We start from the raw sequence: 23,497 nt of genomic DNA on the forward strand, positions 1-23,497 counted from the left end.
ATAACACTTTAAAGTTCCATAAACGATTTATCCGCCCGTAAAACTTTTCAATAAAAATAATTTGACCAATTAGTCATAAAAAATCACAATCGACTGTGAAGTCAACTGTGATTCTTTATCACTTTTCTTTTTTCTCTTCGGTTGCCTGCTTTTTCTCTTCAGCAGCTTTCTGTTCTTCTTCCTGGCTCTCTTTTTTAGCTTCTGCGGCTTCTTTTTTCGCTTCTGCCGCTTCTTTTGTTCCATCCTGCGAACTCTCGCCGTCTCCCGAGCGACTTTCCTTTTTCTCTTGGGCAGCCTCTTTCTTCTCTTCTTGAGCTTCTTTCTTCTCTTCCTGTGCCTCTTTCTTTTCTTCCTGTGCACTTTTCAGCTGATTATAACGCTGACGCTGACGGTATCCGTAAGCTGCAGAAAGAACGACTTCTTCATTTTCAAGAGCTGAACCGAGTGCGCCGATGATCGTAGCAATACTTGTAGCCGTCCACGCAATGTAAACATAGTTGACGTAGCCGACTTCAGAAGAGACCTGGGATTCCAGCATACCCATCGGAATCAGAACGACCACTGCGATAGAAAATAGTATAAATAGCAGACCATAATACATGAGTACTGTTAAAAACAGGGTCGAAATCGTAGCCAGGTTGTATAACTTCCTCAAATAGTTTTTGGTCGCCTTACGTTTCGACTCCCACAACTGGTGGGCAAGCGTTATCCACAGCACCATGGCCGTAATGGCTACGACGGACACCATGACCATGCGCCATATGCCATAATTGCTGCTCAACATCCACAATGTCGGAAAAACGAGGGCATAAGCTCCGGTAGCAAAAGCTACGACAATTAACTTCATAAAAGAAGGAAACATCGCCCAGGGCCGGTTCGCGCGAATCATTCCGGCCAGTATTCTCAGTGCTCCGACCCATTTCGATCTGACTGTGAACCGGACATCTATGTTCGACTCTTCTTCATCCGGAGTTTCCCTCTGGATGGGAGAGAGACGGTCAAGGAATCGTTTTCCGACAAGTCTCTTTGCGTCTTTATTTTTAAGTTCCTGGTGCTCCCCATAATCTTCCTGATCTTTCTGCTGAATATGTTTTTCGGCTTGTTCCCTATCCTCGTCGGACGTACCGTAGTACATTTCGTTGATAAGCTGCACCGTCGATTCACGTATACGTTTAATAAGGGGAGTGACCCCGAGAGCCGGTATACTTAACAGAGCAGTATTCTGTTCAACATAAGCTTCCGCCACGATCGCTTTCTTTCTTTTGAATAAAGGTAAATCCGTAAGGGATATAACGTAATCCCATTCATGCTCTTCTTTCTTATCGAAAGTAGCGCCAAGAATCTCCGATGAATTCTCGGTGGCCCCTGTGAGGGCATCAGTTTCATATTCCACTTCCCATTCGACCCGGTCGTCCACGTAGTAACTGAGCAGATCAGGAAGGGCGTGACTCAAACCTTCACTGATACGTTTGGCGTATCCTGGCGCTGTGATCAGCCCGACTCTGAATTTATTATTACTCATGATTTCTCCCCCCTTTTCTATTTATGATGACAATATTATTGAATATAACCGAATATCTTCTCTTTAAACCGTGAATTTTGCTCCTATGGTAACTTATTCCCTATTTTTTAGAGAAAAGCAGCCTGCAGGATGTGTGAGTTCGAGTAAAGTGATTGCACTGCCCGGGCCCCGGGTATCATCAGTCGCGTTCACTGATGTAATCGATAAGCGTTTCTAACAGCACGGGTATTTCTTGAAAAGCATTTTTCTTATGCAGTCGTTCCGTGCGTTTATGGGCGTCTTTTCCGTAAGGTCCCAGATTCATTACCGGCGCCCTCAGCTTCTCCATATCTTCAAACGGAATGGTATAACGCTCTCCCCACACAGGTGAGTTACGTTCAAATGCTTTCCATCCTTCCGTCTCCCCGTTGTAGTTCACATAGCTCAAGTCGGAGATGCCGTTAAAATAGTGTACTTGAGTAACAGTAAGATCAAAGGCCTCTTTTGCCTTCTGCTGAATTACGTCCACTGCTCCCATCACCACCGGGTCCTCTGACGAATTGACAGCAGGATAATAAGGAGTAGCGAAAAGAAGGATTATGACGGGTCCCAGTTCCTGGCAGTGCAAAATAAGCTTATCTACAATACGCACGGCCACTTCCCGGTCATCCTGTTCTTCTTTCTCCATCACTTCTTTAATGTATATCCGGACCATGTCTTTTCCGAGTTTTCTTTCGGCATAATGCAGAAGCTCCCGGTACTCCATGACTTCCACCTTCCCGAGCGGCTGTACGTCTTCCCGTCGGCACACTTCTTCATATGAGCTGTTGCAGGCTTCCGCTGCTTCTTCGGCAGTTTTCCGGAATAGTTCAAAAATATCCTTCGCCGAACGTTTGAACAGGAATGCATTGAACAGTACCTGAGCACGGTACGGTGTCTGAGTCGAGTATCCCGTGCCCATCAGATCTTTCTGCCGTAAAGATATCGGTAACGGAGTGCTCTCTCCCATTTCCGTTTCACGAAATTCGGGATTCCATTCCATTTTCTGTGTTAAAAACGTCGCCATATAATTAGCAGTCAGACCGCTCATCGGATTCCCGACGTGCGTTTCTTTTCCGTACAATAATGCTGCAGGCATGATTTTTCCGATAGAACCCGAATACATATAAAAATGTTCGTCTCCGAGCTCCTGAAAAGTAGGTTCGCTGTTCAGAAACAGAGTTATATCGAGGTCATACCGGTGTTGTATATCGCGGATGGCAGGTACTGCTTCTCTCATACCTGCAGAGTCTACTTCTTCATCCGGCACTGTCACGAGCAAAATGTTCACAGGCCATTGTTCTTCGCTTGCTCTGGCAATAATACTCATATGCAGAGTGAGCCCCATCTTCATGTCCATAACTCCGCGACCAAACAGATACTCTCCGGATTCAAGATCCCCCCTCGCTTCTTCCGGAAGTTCCTCTTTATAATCATGAAGAGTCTCCGTGAGCCGTTGGGGGTGAAAAGCCAGATTCTCCAGGTGACCGTAATCCTCCGTGTTCACCGTATCAAAGTGGCTGAGAAGGACGATAGTACGGCGGGATTTCCCTGATAAATACAAAGCATTGACCCCTTCACGACCGTCCGGCGTTTTGAAGAACGTCAGATTTTGACTGTTTTCCCGGAAGTAAGGAACGTTTGTCAGTTTATCCATCAGATGATGGGGGAATATCCTTTCCCCTTCCGTCCAGGAGCGACTTTGCCAGCTCACCAGTTCAGTAAGAAGCTGTTCGAGTTCTTCCGGTGTCTGCCATTGGGCCATACTGCAATTCCTCCTCTTTTTTCCAATATGTATCGTCTAATGTAGTGTAAATTAGAGAGAAAGGTTTGTAAACGAAGTCTTTCAACAGGAGAAGACGATAATCCTCCGTTAACATTTGGATATATATAAGATATGATTGACCATGGAGGAGGTGTTCGCCGTGGAACGGAACATACGTGATCTATTAATACTTATCGCCGGCAGTTTTATACTTTCTATCGGCATCAACTATTTCGTCATACCGAACCAGCTTTCCGAAGGTGGAGTATTCGGTATCACCATCGTTACTTATTATCTGTTCGAATGGTCACCCGGTATCGTGAACTTCGTACTGAATACTACTCTCGTCGTTATAGGGTACCGATACTTCACGAAAAGAACTATCATTTATACAATTATCGCAATTATACTGAACTCCGTATTCCTTATTATCACTGAAGGGTGGGGAGAGGCGATGGATGACCGCCTCCTCGCGGCTCTGTTTGCAGGACTGGCCGTGGGTCTCGGTATCGGCATGATTTTCCGGGCCGGCGGAACGACCGGAGGCACAACGATTCTTGCAAATATGATGAATAAGCTGCTCGGCACCAGTGTAGGATCGGCCATGCTCGGTCTTGATATTCTTGTTATTGCGGGAAGTGCGTTCGTCATCGGCCGGGAAAGAGCTATGTATACTCTTATTTCCGTATATATCGGTGCTAAAATAATCGACATGCTTATCGAAGGTGCGGAAGAAAGAAGTGCCGTTATGATTATTTCCGAAAAAAACATAGAACTGCTTAACGCAATTCTTGTCCAGATGTCCCGGGGTGTAACCGTAATGGAAGCAGAAGGGGGTTATACCCGGGAGAACCGTGATATCCTTTATCTTGTCATCAACAAGCGGGAAATCGTCCAGCTGAGAAAGCTGGTGGAAGACATCGATGCCGATGCCTACGTAACGGTACACCGGGTGCAGGAAGTGTTTAGAAGTGGATATAAAGGCAGAAAAGCCTGAGGAATCTTACATTAAAAAAGTCCGGAGAGGCAAAATATCTCCGGACTTCATCTTTATTGTCAAGCTTTCACCCATTCAGGGATCATCTCTACGTCAGCCGCTTCCAGAGTGGTAAACACAGGACAGCGACGATCCACTTTCTCCTGAAGCTCCTTTACGCGTTCTTCTGTTTCACTCGTGTGTACTTTAGCATGAACGCTAACCTTTTTGAAATAAGGACGGATTCCTTCTTGTCCCATCATACCACGCGGGTCCATTTCTCCGTCGATTTCGAAATCTATCCCCTGAAGATCGAATTCCATTTCTTTTGCGACAAAATTGGCAATGGCGTTTTCACACCCTGCAAGTGAAGCCAGAAGTGTACCAAGCGGGTTGGCACCTTCGTCCGTACCTCCCATGTTCGCCGGTTCATCGATAACTACGTTATGCCCTTCCGACTCCGCTTTCGTATTCATACCTTTTGAGATTGCTGTAACCAATTCATGTTTCTCGGCCATGAAAAATCATCCTCCTGTTTTAGTAGTCATACCAGGTGCGCCGGTATAAAACAGACTTTATCACAGCATTTATCCGATAAACAAAAGACTGGTTCGGAGATGTAAGCCAGCTTACATCTCCCCCGTTCCATTAAGCCCAAGTTCTTCATCAATCTTACGGATCATGAACTCCGTCGATTTTTTTGACGTTTCCAGCCAGAAAATCCTTTCTTCTTTCTCTTCTTTGATTTCCTGCAGCAGTTCAAGACTTTCCGACAAATCTGTTTTTACATCTTCCTCCATATCTTCTTCTGTCCACTTTCTCAGTCTTTCTATCTGTATATCCCTCAGTCTCTGTTCTCTCCGATATTCTTTTCTGAGCGTTTGTAACTCTCTGGTCGTATCATCGAGGTCCCTTCTCAGTGTACGTTTCCAGTCTTCCAGATACTCTTTCGTTTCCATTACGGACATCCTCCTCCGGTATTCTGTTATCAGTTACTCAAGTCCTCCGCCATATACTGATTTTATCATTAACAAGAACCCCTCTGCCTGTACAGGGGGGTCTTGTCGCACTATGACGGTCGTGTGCTACCGGATAGTTCTCAGAAGTTCATAAGCTTCTTTATCCGATTCGGCTTTCAACAACTGTTCCCGGTAGCTCTCATCCATCAGTTTTCTGGATAACATCTGCAGTATTTTCAAGTGATCTTCTCCTTCCCGACCTTTCGGAACGGCGATCATAAAAATAAGTTTTGCTTCTTCTCCATCGGCACTGTTCCAGTCGACACCGTTACTCTGCCTTCCAAACACTACGGCCGGCTCGTTTACTGCTTCGGATTTTCCGTGAGGGATGGCGATTCCCATGCCAAGACCGGTACTGCTCTGTTCTTCCCTGGCTATAATAGCTTCCCGGAATTCCGCCTTTGAACTCAACAACCTGGCTTTATCAAGCATATCGATCATTTCATCCACGACTGATTCCTTCTTCTCTCCTTTGAGAGAAATAGTTGCAAGTTCGGGAGTCATAATATCCTCCAGCTGATGAATCGGTTTGTTTTCATTCCGGCTGATTGTTGTTTCCTGTTCTCTGCTTCCGGTATCAGCTACTGTAATATCAGAAGATTCTTCTTCAGACATATCTGTTTCAACAGCTACATCTTTCTTCAGAAAGTTTATCAGCAGGGCTGTCACTATCGTACCTGCGATAATAGCTACAAAGAACATCAGTACATTATTGACGGCTCCCAGTATGGCTACGATCGGCCCTCCATGAGCCACACGGTCTCCGACACCGGAAAGCATAGCTATTACGGAACCTGTCATCGATCCGGCAACGATACTCGGAATGACGCGGAGCGGATCCTGGGCTGCGAAAGGTATCGCTCCTTCTGTAATTCCGAAGAAACCCATGGTGAAGGACGCCTTGCCGGTCTCTCGTTCAGCCTGATGATATTTTTTCTTATTCATAAATGTTGCCAGTCCCATACCGAGCGGCGGGATGGCAATAGCCGCGGCGATAGGCCCCATTATTTCATAGTTCCCTTCACTGATCATTGCAGCTCCGAAAAGGAAGGCGACTTTGTTGAAAGGGCCGCCCATATCTACGGCAATCATGGCACCCAAAATCAGGGCTAGAACTATGGAACTTGCTCCCTGCATTCCTTCAAGCCACTGAGTCAGTCCTTCGAAAATACCTGCTACCGGCGCCCCGATGACAAGAATGAAAAGGACTCCGACAACCAGTGATGCAAGAATCGGGATGAAAATAATAGGCATGACAGGCTGTACAGATTTAGGAACTTTAATCTTTTTAATACCGAGTGCTACATACCCTGCAAGGAAACCGGCAAGAATACCTCCGAGAAATCCTGCTCCCGCCTCACTTCCATAAAAACTTCCGTTCGCTGCAATGTACCCTCCGATCATACCGGGGGCAAGGCCGGGACGATCTGCAATACTTACAGCTATAAAGCCGGCGAGTATAGGTACCATAAAGCTGAATGAAGCCGCTCCGATATTTTCAATCTGTTTCCAGAAAGAATCCTCGGGCACCTGCAGTCCTCCCGGAGTCTGATCGCCTCCGAAGGCTAGAGCGATGGCGATCAGCAGTCCGCCCACCACGATAAACGGAATCATGTACGATACGCCGTTCATCAGATGTTTGTAGACCGGGTTCTCTTTATCTTTCTTTTTCGCTTTCACTGTTTCCGCATCAGGCATCGCGCCTTTATACACAGGTACATCACCTTTCATAACGCGTTCGATAAGACTCTTCGGCTCACGTATTCCCTTTTGTACACCGACCACTAATAGCGGCTTGCCTCCAAACCGTTCCTTCGATACTTCTTTATCACTGGCGATGATGATACCGTCTGCTTCAGCTATATCTTTCTTCGTCAATTCGTTTTCCACTCCGATGGAGCCCTGTGTTTCTACTTTAATATCTATGCCGAGTTCTTCTCCGGCTTTCTGGAGATTTTCGGCTGCCATATACGTATGCGCTATCCCGACAGGGCATGCTGTTACCGCAAGTACTTTCATATCTTTTCCTCCTCTGATCGAGTTCTGTCTTTATTATAAATGCGCTATACTAAAAAATAATCACTCCTTTTACCGGTACTGCGGTAAAGAGAGCGATTATTTTAATACATCTTCTACCATTTCGAATGTTGTTGCGTTTTTCAGCTGTTCCAGCAGATGCGTTTCTGCTCCCAGTCTGGAGATCATGTTCATAAGCGGTTTCATACTTTCCCGGTCTTTTTTGGAAATAGCCAGAAGAAAAACGACAGATACCTTCTCTTTTCTCCATAACACCGGTTCTTTGAAGACTGCAAGAGAAACTGAAGATCGATAAACTTCTTCAGGCGGGGCGTGGGGGATGGCTATGCCATTCCCTATCTCTGTCGCAGACATCTTCTCCCTCATCACCGCTTTCGCAGGAAACTGTGCCGATACCTTTCCTTTTTGAACCAGTTTTCTTCCCAGTTCTTCTATTAACTCGTAGCGGTGAACCGGTTCAATCCCCAATTCTATCTCCCCTTCTTCGAGCCAGGCGTTTATGGAAGGCGAATCTATCGGTCCTGTTTCCTCCACGTGAAGGAACCGGTCTATTTTTCTGCGATCCTCCGCCTTCAATAAAGGGGATATCACTACTACCGGAAGACGGGGCTCCTCAAGTTCCCTTGTAGATATAATGAAATCAACGTGATGATCAGTGATCATCCCCTCCAGTTCCCCCATTCCAATACTTCCGATGACCTCCATACCCTGGTATGATTGTTCAAGTTTCGCTTGCAAAAGATGAGACATTCCGATACCAAGTTCGCAAACGATCACCACTTTTTTTCTGGGATCCCGCTTTTTGTTCAGTCTTTCCAACGAAGCCTGGAAATGCAGCACGAGATAGGCAGCTTCATCTTCCGGAATGGAAAGGGAGTGACGTTTATTCACTTCTTCCAGCGCCATGACAACCATACTGAACATATAAGGATACATATTTTTGATTTCCTCAAGCATCGGATTCCTGATGGTCAGACCATTGGCGACCCGGTGTACAGCAGAAGGGAGATGTACACGGAGCCCTTCCTCCAGAATGTCGTCCTGGCCGAAAGGCACCATAGTCATAATTTGCAGCTGATTTGTCAACTGTGATCCAAGTTCATGTACCAGGCTGTCGATGTGCTCATCCTTTTGAAGGGAATCTCCTGCAGAATAGCTGAGTAGATGAAGAGTAAAGTATACTTTCTCTGACACCGGAAGAGACACCTTCAGTTGATCATTGATTCTTTCGGCCAGCTCTTCTGTCATGGTATACTCCCGACTCCCTTTCACCCGGACCACTTCATCATTTTTCATCAGGATTGCAGAGGACTGCCTCACCCTTTTTAATATGATCAGAAGGTGAATTAAAAGGTTCTCCTGTTTATCCGAAGAAATTTTCCAATTCCAATTATCCATAAGGTCAGAAATCTTCTTATTGACGTATGTCACTTCGTGATCCGGAAATAACATCAGAAGCGAGCGGGGCGTGCCCGGTTGACGGGAGCTCAGTTCATATAAATGGGCAAGAGCATTTCTTCTGCTGAGTTCCTCCCCTGTGACAGTCACTCCGCGTCGCTGCCTGGATATCAGTTCAATATTATAAGAGATAAGCCAGTCGGAAATGATAGACAAGTCTTTTTTGATTTCTTTCACGGAAACGAAGAATTCTCTGGTCAACCTGCTGACAGTGAGCGGATTCTTTTCCACTAACAAACGGTACCCGATCTCCTGACGACGTTTTGTGTCTTTGTCGGAACCGGTGTGCAACAGCTTAAAAATACGTTCTCTTTCTTCTCCCCCGACTGACACCTGGACACCGGCCCCCGGCTTCCTGATCAATTGTGCGCGGGAATGTGTTTCAAGAAACAGACCGACTTCTTTCAAATCATTGCGAATCGTCTTCTCCGAACAGCCAAGTTCACCTGCCAGAGTCTTTATGTATGTAAAATTACCCGATTGAAGTAACAGTTTGCGTAATAGATTTATTTGCCTGTCGTTCATCTCGCATCAGCCTCCACTACTGACAGGGGTCCCTTCCATTCTATCCGAAACGAAAGGGGTGTCAACTTTCGATACATAATAAAAAACTCCCCGGATATTGTTCCGGAGAGCCTTTCATACAAAATCCTAACAGAATGTATCTTTCGGTTTCGGTACCGAAAGACCGAAGAACGGGCGCAGAAATAACGCGACGAATGTACCGGCGAGTGCCAGTATCCCCCATATATATCCGTGCAGACTGAAGGACGCAATACCGCCGAAATAAGCTCCGATATTACACCCGAATGCAAGACGTGCCCCGTACCCGAGCATAAGACCACCGATGACTGATGCCATGAAATTCCGCAGCGTAATTCGCGTGAACCGGAACAGACCGCCCGCAGCGGAAGCAAGGAACGCCCCGAGAATAACTCCCAGATTCAACACTGTAGTAGAATCTGCAAATATAGAGGACTGGAGCACTTCGGCGTTGGCCCCCTGCCAGTATCCCCAACTGCTTACATCAATACCGAAGAACATGGCCACTTTTGACCCCCATAAGGCGAAAGCACTGGTTACGCCCCAAGGAGATCCGCGCGTCATAAGTGTAAGAGCGTTAAGAACCGCAAGTATAATTGCAGCGGCGAACAACGGCCACGACCCTCTGAGGATACGCTTCCATCCTCTGACTGAAGGTACAGGGGCCTGTTTAGGCGGACGTTTTTTCTTCTCCACCCATAGAGTAATCAGTGCTACTAACCCGAATATCGCAAGAGACAGCACCCATGCTCCTCCGTAACCGAGCCCGGTCGAAGTCGCCAGGGAGACCGGTTCAAATGAAGGCATCTCTTCGGTCCAGAAAGGAAGATGATAAGCTCCGACGGTGGAACCTATGATGAAGAACAGAAGGGTGACAAACATAATCGATCTGCCGCCACCGACAGCGTAAAGCGTGCCCGAAGCACAGCCGCCACCCAGCTGCATTCCTATTCCAAACATAAAAGCCCCTACGAACAGACTCACTCCGACAGGAGAAACATAACCTGACACTTCTCCTCCGAAAAAAGATACTCCAAAAGCGAGTATAGGAGCGAATAATGTAACGGCGACCGCAAGCATTACCATGTGAGACCTGAGCGCTTCCCCGTTTCCGACAGCCATTAGTTTACGGAAAGCGGAAGTGAAACCGAACCTTGCGTGGAACAGTGTGTAGCCGAGTCCCAACCCGATAAGCAGAAGAATCGGCTGGGAAATCGCCTGAGTAGCAAAGAGATAAATGAGTAAAGCTGTCCCCACTGCTGCACCCCCGGCTATAAGCTTTGTTTGAGGGCTATCCAGTGCTCTTTTTTCCTTTTCCACAGGTTCTTTAACTTCTTCGACAGGCTGTACTTTTACGTTCATTTATAAAACACCCTTTACTGATTAATTTACTTGGTTTTATCACTATAAATTATAACCGCTTATAAATCAAGGGATTGCCCCATCGCTTTCTAATCTTCAGTTCTTCCTGTATCTGTTCCTGCATCATTCATGATAAAATAATGTATTATCTATTGATGACAAAGGGAGTCTGTTATGAATAAATTACGTTTACTGTCGGAAATCAGCCTTTTCGAAGAAATGCCGGATCATAAATTAAAAGAAATAGACATGATCACACAAATGACCACGGTGAAAAAAGGTACATTAATCTACACGCCGGACACTCCTGTGGAAGTGCTGTATTTCCTGAAACAGGGACAAGTTCGTCTTTACCGGGTGAATGAGGAAGGTAAACAGTTCACTATAGATGTGCTCGTTGATGGAAACCTCTTCGGAGAGACTTCTTCTCTCAGTCTTTCGGACGACTCCACTTATGCGGAAGCAATGACAGATTCCTATATATGCATCGTAAAGCAGGAAAATATGGAAGCATTTCTTGAAGACAACCCTGCTACCGCCCTTCGACTTATCAGTCTGTTAACCGAACGATTAAAAGAACTCCAGAATTTCTCTGAAAAAATGGCTCTTTCCGACGTGAAGCACTGACTCCTCTACCTTCTTCTTATTTTAAGCGAGAAGACCGGGCATCGTCAGGGCGAATGGCAGTCAGTGGAAGCGGATCTCACCCATAAAGATCTGGCCCACATGGTGGGATCGACGAGAGAAACCATCAGTTCCACTATCAGTACATTAAAAAAAGAAGGATATCTTCACGGGAAGACACCCTTCTCTGTGCATGCAGCGAAAGCCGAAGCTTTTCTGGCTCACAAAACTTTATAAATCTTAGCCTATTTCCACTCGAGGAGCCCTTTCAGGTTGTCGTACTCCACCTCAGGCTGGATATCGAATTCTTCTCTCTGAAGTCCTTTCCGGTTTATCCAGGCGGTATGGAACCCGTAGCTTGAAGCGCCCGTAATGTCCCAGGGGTTGGAAGACATAAAGAGAATATCCTCCTTCTCGAGCCCGAGTTCCTGCTGAGCATAATAATAAGCTCCAGGAACCGGTTTATACTGCTTAACACCGTCCGCGCTCAATACCTCATCGATGTGTCCGCTGATATCCGAACGACCCACAAGCGGGTCTATCATGCCGGGCGAGCCATTTGAAAAGACGACAAGCCTTTTGTCGTTCAGCTGTGACAGAACTTCTTCCACTTCTTCGAAAAGCCCCAGATTCAGATATGCTTCCATTAAAGCTTGTTCCGATTTTTCTGTGAGCTGCGCTCCGTTCGCTTTGCAGGCGTATCTGAGAGATTCCCGCGTTATCTGGTCGAAAGGCTCATACCGTTCCATCAACTGTCTTAAGAAAAAGTAATTCAGCTGTTTCTCTCTCCACGTTGTACTGATTGCGTCCCCTTTTTCCGGGAACCATTTATTACACTCCTCTTTGACCGAATGCACGTCAAAGAGAGTACCATACGCGTCGAACACAAATGCTTTTACCATAATCGTTGCCTCCTTGAACAATTTCTTCCCGTACTTCCCTCCGGCAACGAAAAGAAAACATAAGAAAACACAACTACTATTCACTAATCTGTTATGTTACAATAACCAAAATAGATATCCGGGAGGGGTTTTCAGTGGCAATAAGAAGGAAAGCATTTCCCCAGCAAGAAGGTAACGCAGGTGTCGAACTTCCTAAAAACCTGGTGGAAAAAGCAGGATTCTCTGAAGAAGACGTTCTGGATATAGGCATTGAGAATGGAAAAATCGTTCTGAAACCGAAGGAAAAAGAGCGCTAAGTACCGGAAAACAATGCAGGTCCCATCGTAATAAAGACGCTGATTTGCTTGAGAATCATTCACAAGTACGCTATACTGGAAACAGATTATATTATGAGGGGAAGGAAGAGTTGTACCTCTCCCTTCCGGTTAGGTTTATGAAGACTTTCGCTTGTCCGAGCGGAGGTCTTCTTCTTTTTTTGACCTTTTTCTGGATCGAACTCTTTTCCTGAAGTCGACGAGTGCCGTTAACAGGTTAATGATCGCAGCGGCCAAAAACACCCATTCCGTCATAACCCTCACCCCCTTTCTGAAAGGGGCTGTTTATATCATAACACAGCAGAGTGTATATGAGAACACATGTTCTCATTATTAAGAAAATCCATTCTGAATTCATTACTCTTTTTGCAATTGTCTGTTCCTGTTATTAAAAACATAAGTTCCGCCCATTAAATTCTGCGTCTGGAAATACGGTCGCCCTGCGTTGTAACAATAACACCCGCGATGACTGTAAGTGCTCCGCCGACCTGAGTGAAAGTCACATCCTCACCGAGCCATACAGCCGCTCCGGCCATCGTAAATACCGGCAGCAGATTCAGAAATATAGAAGATTTGGAAGCTCCCACTTTATCAACGGCCAAATTGTACATAGAGATCGCAAGGAACGACGGAAACACACCCAGATAGAGAATTCCAGCCATATTACCTGCATCGAACGCAGGAACACCGTGGATAATCCACTCCAAAATTACGACAGGCAGCAGTACTAATACTGAAAGACCGCTCATCACGAGAAGAGCTCCGTAATTTGGAAAAAGCGGCATATACTGTTTTACAAAAATAGAATAAATCGCCCACGTGGCGATAGCTCCTATCATGATCGCATCCCCAATATTCCACTCTATGGCGGCTAACTGAAAGATGTTTCCATCCATTACTACCCACATTGCCCCCAAAAGCGAAACGAATACTCCGAGCCACTGGATTTTGTATATTTTTTCTTTTAATATGTAAGCACTCAGAATAACTGTTACGACAGGTATAATCGTTTCAAGAACCGAGACGTTGGTTGAGGTCGTAAACTGGAGCGATGCATATATAAAGGTATTAAAAAAAGTAATACCTGTGAGAGTCATAATAAGAAAAGGCTTTTTGTACTTAAAAAAAGTTTCTTTATACTGACGGGCCGAGCGCAGACCGATAGGTAACAGAACGATAAAAGCGACGACAAGACGCAGGAAGGCTATAGTATAGGGAGGTAGATCATTAATGGCCTTACCGATTATAATATTCCCCGAAAACATGATTACGACGAAAATCAACAAAAAATAAGGCATCAGTGAATCTCTTTCACACGTCCCACCTGGCCATCTTCAAGACGTACTTTGATACCGTGCGGATGCTCGGGAGACTTTGTAAGAATATCTTTCACTACTCCCTCGGTAAGGGCTCCGGAGCGCTGATCTTTTTTCAACACGATAGACACTTTCTGACCTGCTTTTATATCTTTTCTCATTTTTCCTGCCATATATATCACCCCTTTTCTATTACACTTTAACACATTTCAGCTGCCTTGAATTCAAGAGTTTGGTATACTTTAAATCAGAGGTGAAAGAAATGAATTTAGCATCCATTCGCGACAAGCTTACAGAGCACACCCCTCACTATATCGGACGGGCCAGGCCCGTCAACTTCTCGGTCCTCCTCCCTCTCGTAGAGAAAGAAGGAGAACTTAACGTCGTATTCGAAGTCCGGTCTTTTCATATGCGGCGTCAGCCGGGAGAGGTGTGTTTCCCCGGAGGGATGGCAGATGAGGAGGACGACCACCTCAAAGATACTGCTATAAGAGAAACGTGTGAAGAACTCGGCACCCGGCCGGAAGAAGTTACAGATATATGGAAAATCGGTACTTTATTCTCTCCATTCGGTCCAAAAATTCACGCTTACGCAGGGTTTCTCAAGAGAGAAGAAAAGTTCACCGAGAACCCGGCCGAAGTTCATGAATCGTTTACTGTCCCTCTATCTTACTTCCTGAAGAATGACCCGGTCGTACATTATATAGATATAGAGGTACATCCAAGAGAGGGCTTTCCCTACGAAGATATTGCGAATGGGAAAACCTATGAGTGGCAGACAGTTCCTTATGAAGAGAACTTTTACTATTTCGAAGATAAAGTGATCTGGGGGCTTACCGCTCAGATTCTGAAAGATTTCGTTTCCATCATCAACGAAGATCGGGATAACACTATTTAAAGAGGCCATGAAAAAAATACCTCCCTGCCTACGCGGCGGGGAGGTTTTACTTGTCTCTTTATTTATTTCTGAGAAGTCTCATACTGTTCAATATAACAATCAGAGCCGCACCTGTATCACTCAGCACAGCCATCCACAATGTTAATATTCCAGGGAATATGAGGATGAGCGCTGCGGCTTTCGTCAGCAGAGAGAACCAGATATTCTGTTTGATTATATTCAATGCTTTCTTACTGAGACTAATCGTTTCAGGAAGTTTTTCAAGGTTGTCGGCCATCAGAACAATATCTGCCGTTTCCATGGCAGTGTCCGTACCGGCACCCCCCATAGCAATTCCTAGGTCAGCTGTCGCAAGAGCCGGGGCGTCGTTGATACCATCCCCGACCATGGCTACCTGTTTTCCTTCATTTTGAAGTTTCTGGATAGCTGTCACTTTATCTTCAGGCATAAGTTCCGCAAAATGACGGGTCACTCCGGCTTCTCCGGCGATATTCACTGCTGTACCTTCATTATCTCCGGTCAGCATCACCATATCTTTCATGCCATTTTTCTTCAGACGCTCTATCGCCCGTACCGTAACCTCGCGGATGGTATCTCTCACGGCTATGACTCCGCTGATACTCTCGCGCGTACCTACCAGGACAAGGGTATTTCCTTCTTCCTGAAGCCGGGAAATCTCATCCTGAACATTACGGAAGTCTATCTGCATATCTTCAAAAAGTTTCGGTTTCCCTACGAAAACCTCCCGGCCTTCAATGACACCTTTCGCTCCCTGACCGGCCATCGTCTGGAAATCTTCCCCTTCCTGCAATGTAATTCCTTTGCCTTTTGCGTACGTAAGAATCGCTTCTGCAATAGGGTGCGAGGACTGGGACTCTATAGTCGCAGCCTGTGAAATGAGCTCTTCCTCATTTCCACTGAAGACAACCGTTTTTGCCACTTTAGGCTTTCCTTCAGTAAGCGTTCCTGTTTTATCGAATGCTATTGATTTAACGGCTGCTGCCTTCTCAAGATACGTACCACCTTTAATAAGAACTCCTTGTTTTGCCGCATTTCCGATAGCCGAGACGATCGCTACCGGAGTAGAGATGACGAGTGCACACGGACAGGCTACCACTAATAGAGCCAGACCTTTGTAGACCCACTCGCCCCAGGTTCCAAAACCTGTCAGAGGAGGTACTACCATGACGAGAAGAGCCAGAATGAACACAACGGGAGTGTAAACAGCCGCGAACCGGTCGATCAATGCTTCCGTAGGAGCTTTTTTCTCCTGAGCTTCTTCCACCATATGGATGATTTTTGCAATCGCCGTATCTTCTGACAAAGTGCTCACTCGGATTTCGAGAGCCCCGTGTCCGTTAAGAGTACCTGCGTAAACGACATCCCCTATATCTTTATCGGAAGGGATGGATTCCCCTGTGATCGGAGCTTCGTTAATACTTGTCGTACCCGAAATCACTTTCCCGTCAATCGGTATCTTATCCCCGGGGCGGACGACGAGCACCTCTCCGACTCCCACGTCTCCAACATTTTTCTCTTCTAAGCCGTTTTCCGTTTTCACAAGAGCCTTGGCCGGCGTCAAATCCATCAGACTCCTTATAGAGTCTCTCGTTTTTTCCATGGAACGGTCCTGAAGAAGGTTGCCGACCGCAAACAGGAATACGACCATGGCTCCTTCGAACCACTCGCCGATGATGGCTGCTCCGATTGCAGCGGAGGCCATTAACACGTTCATATCGAGCGATTTGCTTCGAACGGCGTAGTAAGCTGATTTTACCGGTTTGAAACCTCCGGTGGCAATAGAAATTGCATACATCAGGGTAACCAGAATAGCCGGAACACCAGTAAACGAACCAATGAAGCCGAGCGCCAGAAAGACACCGGAAATGACGGTTACGAAACTTCCTTTCTTCCAGGCGGGTGTTTCTTCTTCAGGAACAGATTCCGGATAAGCTTCGAATCCGGACTTTTTCACTTCTTTCAAGATTTGTTCCTGCGTTAACCCATGCAGGACCTGCATGTTACCGGTAGAAAAGTTCACCCGGACGTCCTCTACCGAAGAGAGACGGCCCATATGCTTTTCTATCGTCATAGCACAGGAACCGCAGTCCATTCCGGCTATCCGGTACGTCTCGTACCCGTGATCCTGCCGGGCCGGAACTGCTTCAAACCCCAATTTCTTAACATCGTCCGGAATTGTTTTATACACCGCGGGCTCGTATGCGCCCACCGCAAGCTTTCCGGTGCCGTAACTCACTGTGGCGGCTCGTATGCCGGGATTTTTATTTAAACTTTTTTCAACAGTTGCGGCACAGGATGGGCAGTCCATACCGCGGATATAAAATTCTCTCGTTTCACCTTTTTCGGATGAAGGAGCCGGCGTTCCTGCAGAAGAAGCTTCTTCATTACTGCAGCAGGACGTACCTTCGGATACTTCCTCCTTTTTGCCTGAACAGCAGCCGGTTTCCGCCGTTTCTTCCTGGTTGCCTGAACAGCAGACATCTTTTTCTTTATCTTTTGCTTTCTCTTTCGTAATCATGACGGAACCACCTCTTCCGAATGGGCAAGCGCTATAGATACTAATTGCCTTACGTGTTCATCCTTGAGTGAGTAGAACACAAGCTTCCCTTCTTTTCTATGTTTGGCGAGATTCATTTTTTTCAACTGACGTAAATGGTGGGAGGCGGTCGCCGTAGTACAGCCTATAATATTGGATACATCACAGACGCATAGTTCTTCTTCGAGCGTAAGAGCATAGACGATTTTCACGCGTCTCTCATCGGCAAGCGCCTTGAAAATCTGCTCGACACCGGAGATTCTTTCCACCCGGGGTTTGAGATTTGCTACGAGCTTTTCGTCGTAACAAAACGTCTCGCATGTATCATTCGTTCGTTTTTTTATAGCTTGCTCTGCCATTACAGCCACCTCATTCAAAAGTTTGTTTGATTATACTATATTCTTTTTGGACGAAAAATTCAACCATTCAACCAAATATATATTTGATTGAATAACTGAAAAATCGCCTCGATGACTCAGACATAAAAAAACGGTCCCTGAATTTCAGGGACCGTTCGTAAGGTATTCACTTACACTTTTTTTTCAATTTTCTTTTCGAGACTGAGCGCAATCCGTGAGCCTACACGGGCGTTGTGTTTAACGAGGGCAATGTTTGCGTCCAGACTTTTTCCGTTTGTAAGTTCTTTGATTCTTCCAAGAAGATAAGGGGTGCTGTCTTTTCCGGAGATGTTATCCGTTTCCGCTTCTTTGACAGCCTGGGAAATGATTCCGTTGATGTATGATTCATCCATCGCGTCTTCTTCAGGGATAGGGTTAGCAATAACGGCCCCGCCCTGAAGACCAAGGTCCCACTTGGCTTTGAGAGTTTCTGCTATTTCCTCTTCCGATTCGGCACGGAAGCTCAGCTTGAACTCACTCGTTCTTGTGTAGAAAGCAGGAAGATACTCCGTCTGATAACCGATTACAGGTACGCCTTTCGTTTCCAGATACTCCATCGTCAGTCCGAGATCGAGTATGGATTTAGCGCCGGCGCAAACGACAGCTACATTCGTCTTTGCCAGTTCTTCAAGGTCGGCAGAAATGTCCATCGTCTTTTCAGCTCCGCGGTGTACTCCTCCGATACCACCGGTCACGAACATTTCGATTTCCGCCATTTCAGCACAGATCATCGTCGTCGTTACGGTCGTAGCTCCCAGTTTCTTCATAGCAACGACGTTTGGAAGATCGCGCCTTGAAACTTTGGCTACCCCTTCACTATTCCCGAATTTTTCCAGTTCTTCATCACTTAAACCTATTTTGATTTTTCCGTCCATAATGGCTATGGTCGCCGGTACTGCTCCTTCATCACGTACAATCTGTTCAACTTCTCTGGCCATTTCCACGTTCTGCGGGTATGGCATACCGTGGGAAATGATTGTGGATTCAAGCGCTACTATCGGTTTATCGTTAATTTTAGCGTCTCTTACTTCCTGCGAATATTCAAGATACTGTTCCATTGAAAAATTCCTCCCTGTCCTGTTTTAGTTGTTCTTCAGACAAATCCTGTCTCACTGTCGTATTTGACATAATCGTTTTGCGGGCATTCACAAGACCGGCCTGGAGACTCTTCTGGAAAGACTCCTTCTGCAGCCATGAATAAATGACTGCGGCACAGAAAGAATCTCCGGCTCCTGTTACATCTGTTACTCGTGTTTCCAGTGACGGAAAGAAATAAACTCCTTTTTCGTCCCCTGCCATAACTCCCCGTTCTCCTCCTGTTACTATTACATGAGCTGCACCTTTATCCATCCATCTGTAAACGGACTCCTTCCAATCTTTATCGGTGTCAATCTTCATGCCGAGAGTCGTTTCGGTTTCGTCCTGATTCACAATCAGCCACTCCACCCCTGTAAGATCGGAAGGGAGACGATCCATCTTCGGAGAAGAGACGGGAATGATAACGAAAGGTATATCATTTTCCAGGGCAAAAGATTGTAAGAATTTCACGGTTTCCGCGGGACAGTTCAAGTCTGCAATTATACATGCCGCTTTTTCTAAAACCGGAAGTTCCCCGGTAATCTTCTCCTTAGTCAGTTCATCGAAAACGTCCATGTCCGCATACGCACAGGAAAGGTTGCCGTCAGATTCAAGTACAGCAGTGTAAGAGCCTGTAGAAGCATCGGGGATTTCGAAAACATGATCCAGGTTCACGTAATGGCTGCATTCTTTATCAATGGCCAGCCACTCTGCGTCGTTTCCTTTCGTTGTAAGAAGAACGACTTCCTCTCCTATTCTGCCCAGGTTTTCTGCTATGTTCCGGGCTACCCCGCCAACGGAAGTCGAAGAAGACACAGGGTTTGAAGTCCCGGGAACGATTTCATTTTTAGCATAAAGTTTCTTATCAACATTGGCGCCGCCTACACAAACGATGGGCCGGGCCGACTGACTCATGTAATCGCCTCCTCTTTAAACAAAAGTTTACCACAAAGACAATTGTTTGTAAAAGAAAACATTTATTCCTGCACATTTAGTAATTTCGTACGTAAATCAGATTTATGCTGTTTTTATTATGATATCATCGTCAGTAACAATTCCCTCGGAAAGGTCCGATATAAATGACTATGTTTGAAAAAATATACACGCCTCTCATTTTAACGGCTGCCCTGCTAGGCATCGCTTTTAGCCAGGTCAGTTCCGTCAAACACATCGCCGGACAAGCTATCTTACCCCTGCTGATGGTTATGCTGACTCTCACTTTCTTTCAGGTTCCCCTGCGTGAAGTGAAGCAGGCTTTTACCCGTACCACCTTTACTCAGGCCACCCTGGTAATCAACTTTTTATGGTCACCTCTGTTGGCCTGGGGACTGGCTTCTGTTTTCCTTTCCGACCATCCTTCTTTATATATAGGGTTCATCATGCTGATGATCACTCCCTGTACGGACTGGTATCTCGTATTCACCGGTATTGCTAAGGGAGACGTAGCATTATCGACCGCTATTCTTCCCGTGAACCTACTGTTGCAACTGTTACTGCTCCCGGTATTTCTGCTTCTTTTCGCCGGGACAGGGGGAATAGTTCAACCTGCTTTTCTTATAGAAAGTGTGTTAATGGTACTGTTTCTACCCTTTCTGATTGCGATTTTATTCAGATTTCTGCTGAAAAACACTCCCCGCATGATGAAAAATCTCCAGTCAGGGGCAGGCCCTCTTCCGGTCGTTTTTCTTTGTCTGGCTATAGCCGCCATGTTCGCCTCGGAAGGTCGTGTCCTTCTTGAAAACCTGAGCGTTTTATGGATTATTTTCGTACCTATCACCCTGTTTTTCTTTATCAATTTTTTCATAGGAAGATGGGCCGGCAATTTCATGAACTTCCCCGAATCGTGGAGGACGAGTCTGACCATGACCACACTTGCGAGAAATTCTCCCGTGGCGCTTGCTGTCGCAATGACCGCATTTCCTGACAGACCTCTTGTCGCACTGGCACTGATTACAGGACCTTTACTCGAACTGCCCGTGCTCGCGGCAGTTTCCCAGATTCTTCTCTATATTTCCCGGCACAACCGGTAAAAAAAAGAAGCACTGCGGATTGCTCTCCGGTGCTTCTTGATGTTAAATCTTTTATTTTGATGTAGAGGCGGCAGTATTCTGCTCTCTTTTTTCAGAGCGAAACTCCTCCAGGAGCTCCCGCACTTCGTCTGTGGATTCCGTGCTCATCAGTTTGTTCCTCAACTCACTGGCCCCACGGAAGCCTTTGACATATATTTTAAAGAACCGGCGGAGCGGCTTGAATATCCGCGGCTCCAGTTCTTTCGAATATTTATCATGAAGATCGAGCTGCAGATGAAGAAGATCAAGCAGTTCTTCGCTCGTATGCTCTTTTTTTTCCATTTCAAAAGCAAACGGGTTATGGAAAATACCGCGGCCTATCATTACTCCGTCCACTCCGTATTTCTCTACGAGTTCCAACCCTTTCTGCCTATCCGGAATATCTCCGTTGATCGTAAGCAGGGTATGAGGGGCAACTTCATCCCTCAGTGCTTTAATTTCCGGAATCAGTTCCCAGTGGGCATCGTAATTGCTCATTTCTTTTTTTGTGCGGAGGTGGATAGACAGATTTGCTATATCCTGTTCCAAAAGGTGTTTCAGCCACGTCTTCCACTCATCCACTCTCGTATACCCGAGTCTTGTCTTAACACTGACCGGCAAACCTCCGGCTTTCGCTTCCTGAATGATTTCTGCTGCGACGTCCGGGCGCCTGATCAGCCCGCATCCTTTCCCTTTTGTCGCTACATTGGGGGCGGGACACCCCATATTGATATCCACCCCTCTATAGCCCATTTCAGCCATACCGATGCTCATTTCACGGAAGTGTTCCGGTCTGTCCCCCCATATATGAGCGACAATCGGCTGTTCGTCTTCGGTGAAAGTCAGACGGCCGCGTACGCTGCTTTTTCCGTCGGGATGACAATAGCTGTCCGTATTAGTGAATTCAGTAAAGAAGACATCCGGCCGGGCCGCTTCACTGACGACGTGCCGAAATACGACATCCGTGACTGCCTCCATGGGAGCAAGTACGAAAAAAGGTTTTGGTAACTCCTTCCAGAAATTATCTTTCATAATATATCCGAACCCTTTCTTTCCAGCACTGTTAATGCTGCACTAGAGAATTATATTTCCTGTTTCTTTTACGGTTTTTCTGAACTGAATAATATTTTAACATTATATACTCTAAGGGGAAGTGTTTCAAAGTGCAAGAAAAAAATAAGCACCGGTAAAATACCGGGCTTATCGGCCACTTTTCTCCAACAGCACTGCCGTCTCCACATGATAAGTCTGAGGAAACATATCCACCGGGTGGATCTCCTGTACTTTATACCCGTGTTTCTTCAAATAATGAAGATCTCTCACCTGAGTTTCCGGGTTACACGAAACATACACTACCCGCTCAGGTCCGAGTTTCACGACGCTCGACAGAAAAGCCTCATCACTGCCGCTTCGCGGGGGATCAAGAATAACTACGTCCGCTTTTTTGCCTTCCGCAGCCATTTTCATCATAAAATTCCCGGCATCTCCCTCGTAAAAGCGGGCGTTGGTCACTTTATTGTGCCTGGAATTGCGGATGGCATCTTTGACTGCTCCTTTATTCATCTCTACTCCGATCACTTTACCCGCCTGTTTGCTGGCAAGCAATCCGATAGTGCCGATGCCGCAGTAGGCATCGATCACCGTCTCCTTCCCGGTCAAACCGGCAAGTTCCACTGCTTTTCCATACAGTTTCTCCGTCTGTACCGGGTTGATCTGGTAAAAAGATTTCGCAGAGATTTCAAACTCCATACCTCCGATTGTATCCGTGATATACCCTTTACCGAACAGAACTTTTTCCTGTTTACCAAGTACCATGCTGTCGCTGCGCGTATTGATATTCTGGATAATCGTTGAAATTTCCGGATGATCACGCCGAAGAGCTTTGAGGAAATTATTCTTCCCTTTGAATTCGGGAGTGCCGGTGACGAGTACCACCATCACTTCTCCGCTTGTTTTACCTGTTTTTATCAGTACGTGACGGAGAAACCCCCGATTTGTATCTTCATTATAGGCCCGAAGTTTAAAAGAGACCAGCAGTTCCTTGATGGTGGCAATGATGGCGTCCGCTTTCGGATCGTGGATCAGACAACGATCGATTTCGATCAGATCATGAGAGTTGGCCGCGTACAGTCCTCCAATAATCTGACGTTTCCTGTTTTCACCGAAAGTCATCGTATTTTTATTGCGATAATCAAAAGGGTGGTCCATAGTCATAATCCGCTCAGGCTTCCCGAACGGCTGCATAAGCCGGTCGACTATACTTTGTTTAAAATCATTCTGGGCAAGCGGAGTCATATGTTGTATCTGACACCCGCCACACACGTAAAAGTAAGGGCAGGGAGCCTCCTGTCTCACTTCGCTCTTTTCTGTCACCCGGACGACTTCAGCCGGTCCTCGCTTTGGAACGGCCACTTCCGCTTTTTCACCCGGAAGGAGGTGCGGAATCTCGAGACGTTTTCCCTTCCACGTCGCTATCCCTTTTCCATCGTCCGTAAGTCCTGTACAGGTCACTTCCGTCGTTTTAGGCTGCTCCTGTTTCAATGAATGCGGTTTTCCGGAAGGGGCCGGTCTGTTATGAGGTTTCTTCCGATTCTTCTTTTTATTTTTAGCCAACGCATGATGCCTCCTATTCAATCTTCTACTTTTAAGGGTACCATATCTTT

23 protein-coding genes are annotated in these 23,497 nt (G+C 46.2%); 6 read left to right on the forward strand and 17 right to left on the reverse strand.

Annotation, left to right across the window (positions count from 1 at the left end; genetic code table 11):
- Positions 1 to 118: 118 nt before the first annotated feature.
- Both AAV35_RS08845 and AAV35_RS08850 read right to left on the reverse strand, forming a co-directional pair.
- Positions 119 to 1,522, reverse strand: coding sequence for an MFS transporter (locus AAV35_RS08845; protein WP_008589893.1), 1,404 nt, complete (start codon positions 1,520 to 1,522; stop codon positions 119 to 121).
- Between the two features lie 178 nt (positions 1,523 to 1,700).
- Entirely contained in the window at positions 1,701 to 3,305 is a 1,605-nt protein-coding gene (locus tag AAV35_RS08850) for a M20/M25/M40 family metallo-hydrolase (protein ID WP_008589895.1), read from the reverse strand.
- A gap of 142 nt (positions 3,306 to 3,447) precedes the next feature.
- On the opposite strand from AAV35_RS08850, the gene AAV35_RS08855 reads away from it, so the two are divergent.
- Positions 3,448 to 4,302, forward strand: coding sequence for a YitT family protein (locus tag AAV35_RS08855; RefSeq protein WP_040609340.1), 855 nt, complete (start codon positions 3,448 to 3,450; stop codon positions 4,300 to 4,302).
- Positions 4,303 to 4,361: 59 nt separating this feature from the next.
- On the opposite strand, the gene AAV35_RS08860 is transcribed toward AAV35_RS08855, so the two are convergent.
- The 5 genes from AAV35_RS08860 to AAV35_RS08880 form a co-directional block, all read right to left on the reverse strand.
- Entirely contained in the window at positions 4,362 to 4,799 is a 438-nt protein-coding gene (locus tag AAV35_RS08860) for an OsmC family protein (protein WP_008589900.1), read from the reverse strand.
- A gap of 111 nt (positions 4,800 to 4,910) precedes the next feature.
- Entirely contained in the window at positions 4,911 to 5,240 is a 330-nt protein-coding gene (locus tag AAV35_RS08865; protein ID WP_008589902.1) for a hypothetical protein, read from the reverse strand.
- A gap of 126 nt (positions 5,241 to 5,366) precedes the next feature.
- On the reverse strand, positions 5,367 to 7,319 hold the full coding sequence (locus tag AAV35_RS08870) for a fructose-specific PTS transporter subunit EIIC (protein WP_008589904.1): 1,953 nt from the start codon (positions 7,317 to 7,319) through the stop codon (positions 5,367 to 5,369).
- Positions 7,320 to 7,415: 96 nt separating this feature from the next.
- Entirely contained in the window at positions 7,416 to 9,320 is a 1,905-nt protein-coding gene (locus AAV35_RS08875) for a BglG family transcription antiterminator (protein WP_008589906.1), read from the reverse strand.
- 126 nt (positions 9,321 to 9,446) lie between these two features.
- Entirely contained in the window at positions 9,447 to 10,700 is a 1,254-nt protein-coding gene (locus AAV35_RS08880; protein ID WP_008589908.1) for a YeeE/YedE family protein, read from the reverse strand.
- Positions 10,701 to 10,874: 174 nt separating this feature from the next.
- Here AAV35_RS08880 and AAV35_RS08885 point away from each other — a divergent pair, with 174 nt between their 5' ends.
- On the forward strand, positions 10,875 to 11,327 hold the full coding sequence (locus tag AAV35_RS08885) for a Crp/Fnr family transcriptional regulator (RefSeq protein WP_008589910.1): 453 nt from the start codon (positions 10,875 to 10,877) through the stop codon (positions 11,325 to 11,327).
- Positions 11,328 to 11,345: 18 nt separating this feature from the next.
- A complete protein-coding gene (locus AAV35_RS14555; RefSeq protein WP_272947613.1) occupies positions 11,346 to 11,561 on the forward strand; it encodes a helix-turn-helix domain-containing protein in 216 nt (71 codons plus the stop codon).
- A gap of 8 nt (positions 11,562 to 11,569) precedes the next feature.
- Here the strand turns inward: AAV35_RS14555 and AAV35_RS08890 are convergent, their stop codons facing one another.
- The gene (locus AAV35_RS08890) at positions 11,570 to 12,226 is read right to left on the reverse strand and encodes a haloacid dehalogenase type II (protein ID WP_008589914.1); all 657 of its coding nucleotides are present in this window, start codon (positions 12,224 to 12,226) and stop codon (positions 11,570 to 11,572) included.
- Positions 12,227 to 12,360: 134 nt separating this feature from the next.
- On the opposite strand from AAV35_RS08890, the gene AAV35_RS14385 reads away from it, so the two are divergent.
- On the forward strand, positions 12,361 to 12,522 hold the full coding sequence (locus AAV35_RS14385; protein WP_008589916.1) for an AbrB/MazE/SpoVT family DNA-binding domain-containing protein: 162 nt from the start codon (positions 12,361 to 12,363) through the stop codon (positions 12,520 to 12,522).
- 135 nt (positions 12,523 to 12,657) lie between these two features.
- Here the strand turns inward: AAV35_RS14385 and AAV35_RS14390 are convergent, their stop codons facing one another.
- From AAV35_RS14390 to AAV35_RS08900, 3 genes are all read right to left on the reverse strand, one after another.
- Positions 12,658 to 12,795 carry a hypothetical protein gene (locus tag AAV35_RS14390; protein WP_156330876.1) on the reverse strand — a complete coding sequence of 46 codons (138 nt, stop codon included), beginning with the start codon at positions 12,793 to 12,795 and terminating at the stop codon, positions 12,658 to 12,660.
- 155 nt (positions 12,796 to 12,950) lie between these two features.
- On the reverse strand, positions 12,951 to 13,838 hold the full coding sequence (locus tag AAV35_RS08895; protein ID WP_008589918.1) for a DMT family transporter: 888 nt from the start codon (positions 13,836 to 13,838) through the stop codon (positions 12,951 to 12,953).
- Complete coding sequence (locus AAV35_RS08900) at positions 13,838 to 14,029, reverse strand: YwbE family protein (RefSeq protein WP_008589920.1); 192 nt, start codon at positions 14,027 to 14,029, stop codon at positions 13,838 to 13,840. The genes AAV35_RS08895 and AAV35_RS08900 overlap by 1 nt, the downstream gene beginning before the upstream one ends.
- A gap of 89 nt (positions 14,030 to 14,118) precedes the next feature.
- Here AAV35_RS08900 and AAV35_RS08905 point away from each other — a divergent pair, with 89 nt between their 5' ends.
- Positions 14,119 to 14,754, forward strand: coding sequence for an NUDIX hydrolase (locus tag AAV35_RS08905; RefSeq protein WP_008589923.1), 636 nt, complete (start codon positions 14,119 to 14,121; stop codon positions 14,752 to 14,754).
- Positions 14,755 to 14,812: 58 nt separating this feature from the next.
- On the opposite strand, the gene AAV35_RS08910 is transcribed toward AAV35_RS08905, so the two are convergent.
- From AAV35_RS08910 to AAV35_RS08925, 4 genes are all read right to left on the reverse strand, one after another.
- Positions 14,813 to 17,293, reverse strand: a complete 2,481-nt coding sequence (locus AAV35_RS08910) for a heavy metal translocating P-type ATPase (protein WP_008589926.1) — start codon at positions 17,291 to 17,293, stop codon at positions 14,813 to 14,815.
- The gene (locus AAV35_RS08915; protein WP_008589928.1) at positions 17,290 to 17,670 is read right to left on the reverse strand and encodes an ArsR/SmtB family transcription factor; all 381 of its coding nucleotides are present in this window, start codon (positions 17,668 to 17,670) and stop codon (positions 17,290 to 17,292) included. Before AAV35_RS08915 ends, AAV35_RS08910 begins: the two co-directional genes overlap by 4 nt.
- 170 nt (positions 17,671 to 17,840) lie before the next feature.
- Positions 17,841 to 18,767 carry a pseudouridine-5'-phosphate glycosidase gene (locus AAV35_RS08920; protein ID WP_008589930.1) on the reverse strand — a complete coding sequence of 309 codons (927 nt, stop codon included), beginning with the start codon at positions 18,765 to 18,767 and terminating at the stop codon, positions 17,841 to 17,843.
- On the reverse strand, positions 18,751 to 19,701 hold the full coding sequence (locus AAV35_RS08925) for a carbohydrate kinase family protein (protein ID WP_008589932.1): 951 nt from the start codon (positions 19,699 to 19,701) through the stop codon (positions 18,751 to 18,753). Before AAV35_RS08925 ends, AAV35_RS08920 begins: the two co-directional genes overlap by 17 nt.
- Positions 19,702 to 19,865: 164 nt before the next feature.
- Here AAV35_RS08925 and AAV35_RS08930 point away from each other — a divergent pair, with 164 nt between their 5' ends.
- Complete coding sequence (locus AAV35_RS08930) at positions 19,866 to 20,816, forward strand: arsenic resistance protein (RefSeq protein ID WP_008589934.1); 951 nt, start codon at positions 19,866 to 19,868, stop codon at positions 20,814 to 20,816.
- A gap of 51 nt (positions 20,817 to 20,867) precedes the next feature.
- On the opposite strand, the gene AAV35_RS08935 is transcribed toward AAV35_RS08930, so the two are convergent.
- Both AAV35_RS08935 and rlmD read right to left on the reverse strand, forming a co-directional pair.
- A complete protein-coding gene (locus AAV35_RS08935; protein WP_008589937.1) occupies positions 20,868 to 21,866 on the reverse strand; it encodes a tRNA dihydrouridine synthase in 999 nt (332 codons plus the stop codon).
- A gap of 168 nt (positions 21,867 to 22,034) precedes the next feature.
- Positions 22,035 to 23,447, reverse strand: a complete 1,413-nt coding sequence (gene rlmD / locus AAV35_RS08940; protein ID WP_008589938.1) for a 23S rRNA (uracil(1939)-C(5))-methyltransferase RlmD — start codon at positions 23,445 to 23,447, stop codon at positions 22,035 to 22,037.
- Positions 23,448 to 23,497: the final 50 nt, after the last annotated feature.

Source organism: Salimicrobium jeotgali, assembly GCF_001685435.2.
Classification (GTDB): domain Bacteria; phylum Bacillota; class Bacilli; order Bacillales; family Halobacillaceae; genus Salimicrobium; species Salimicrobium album.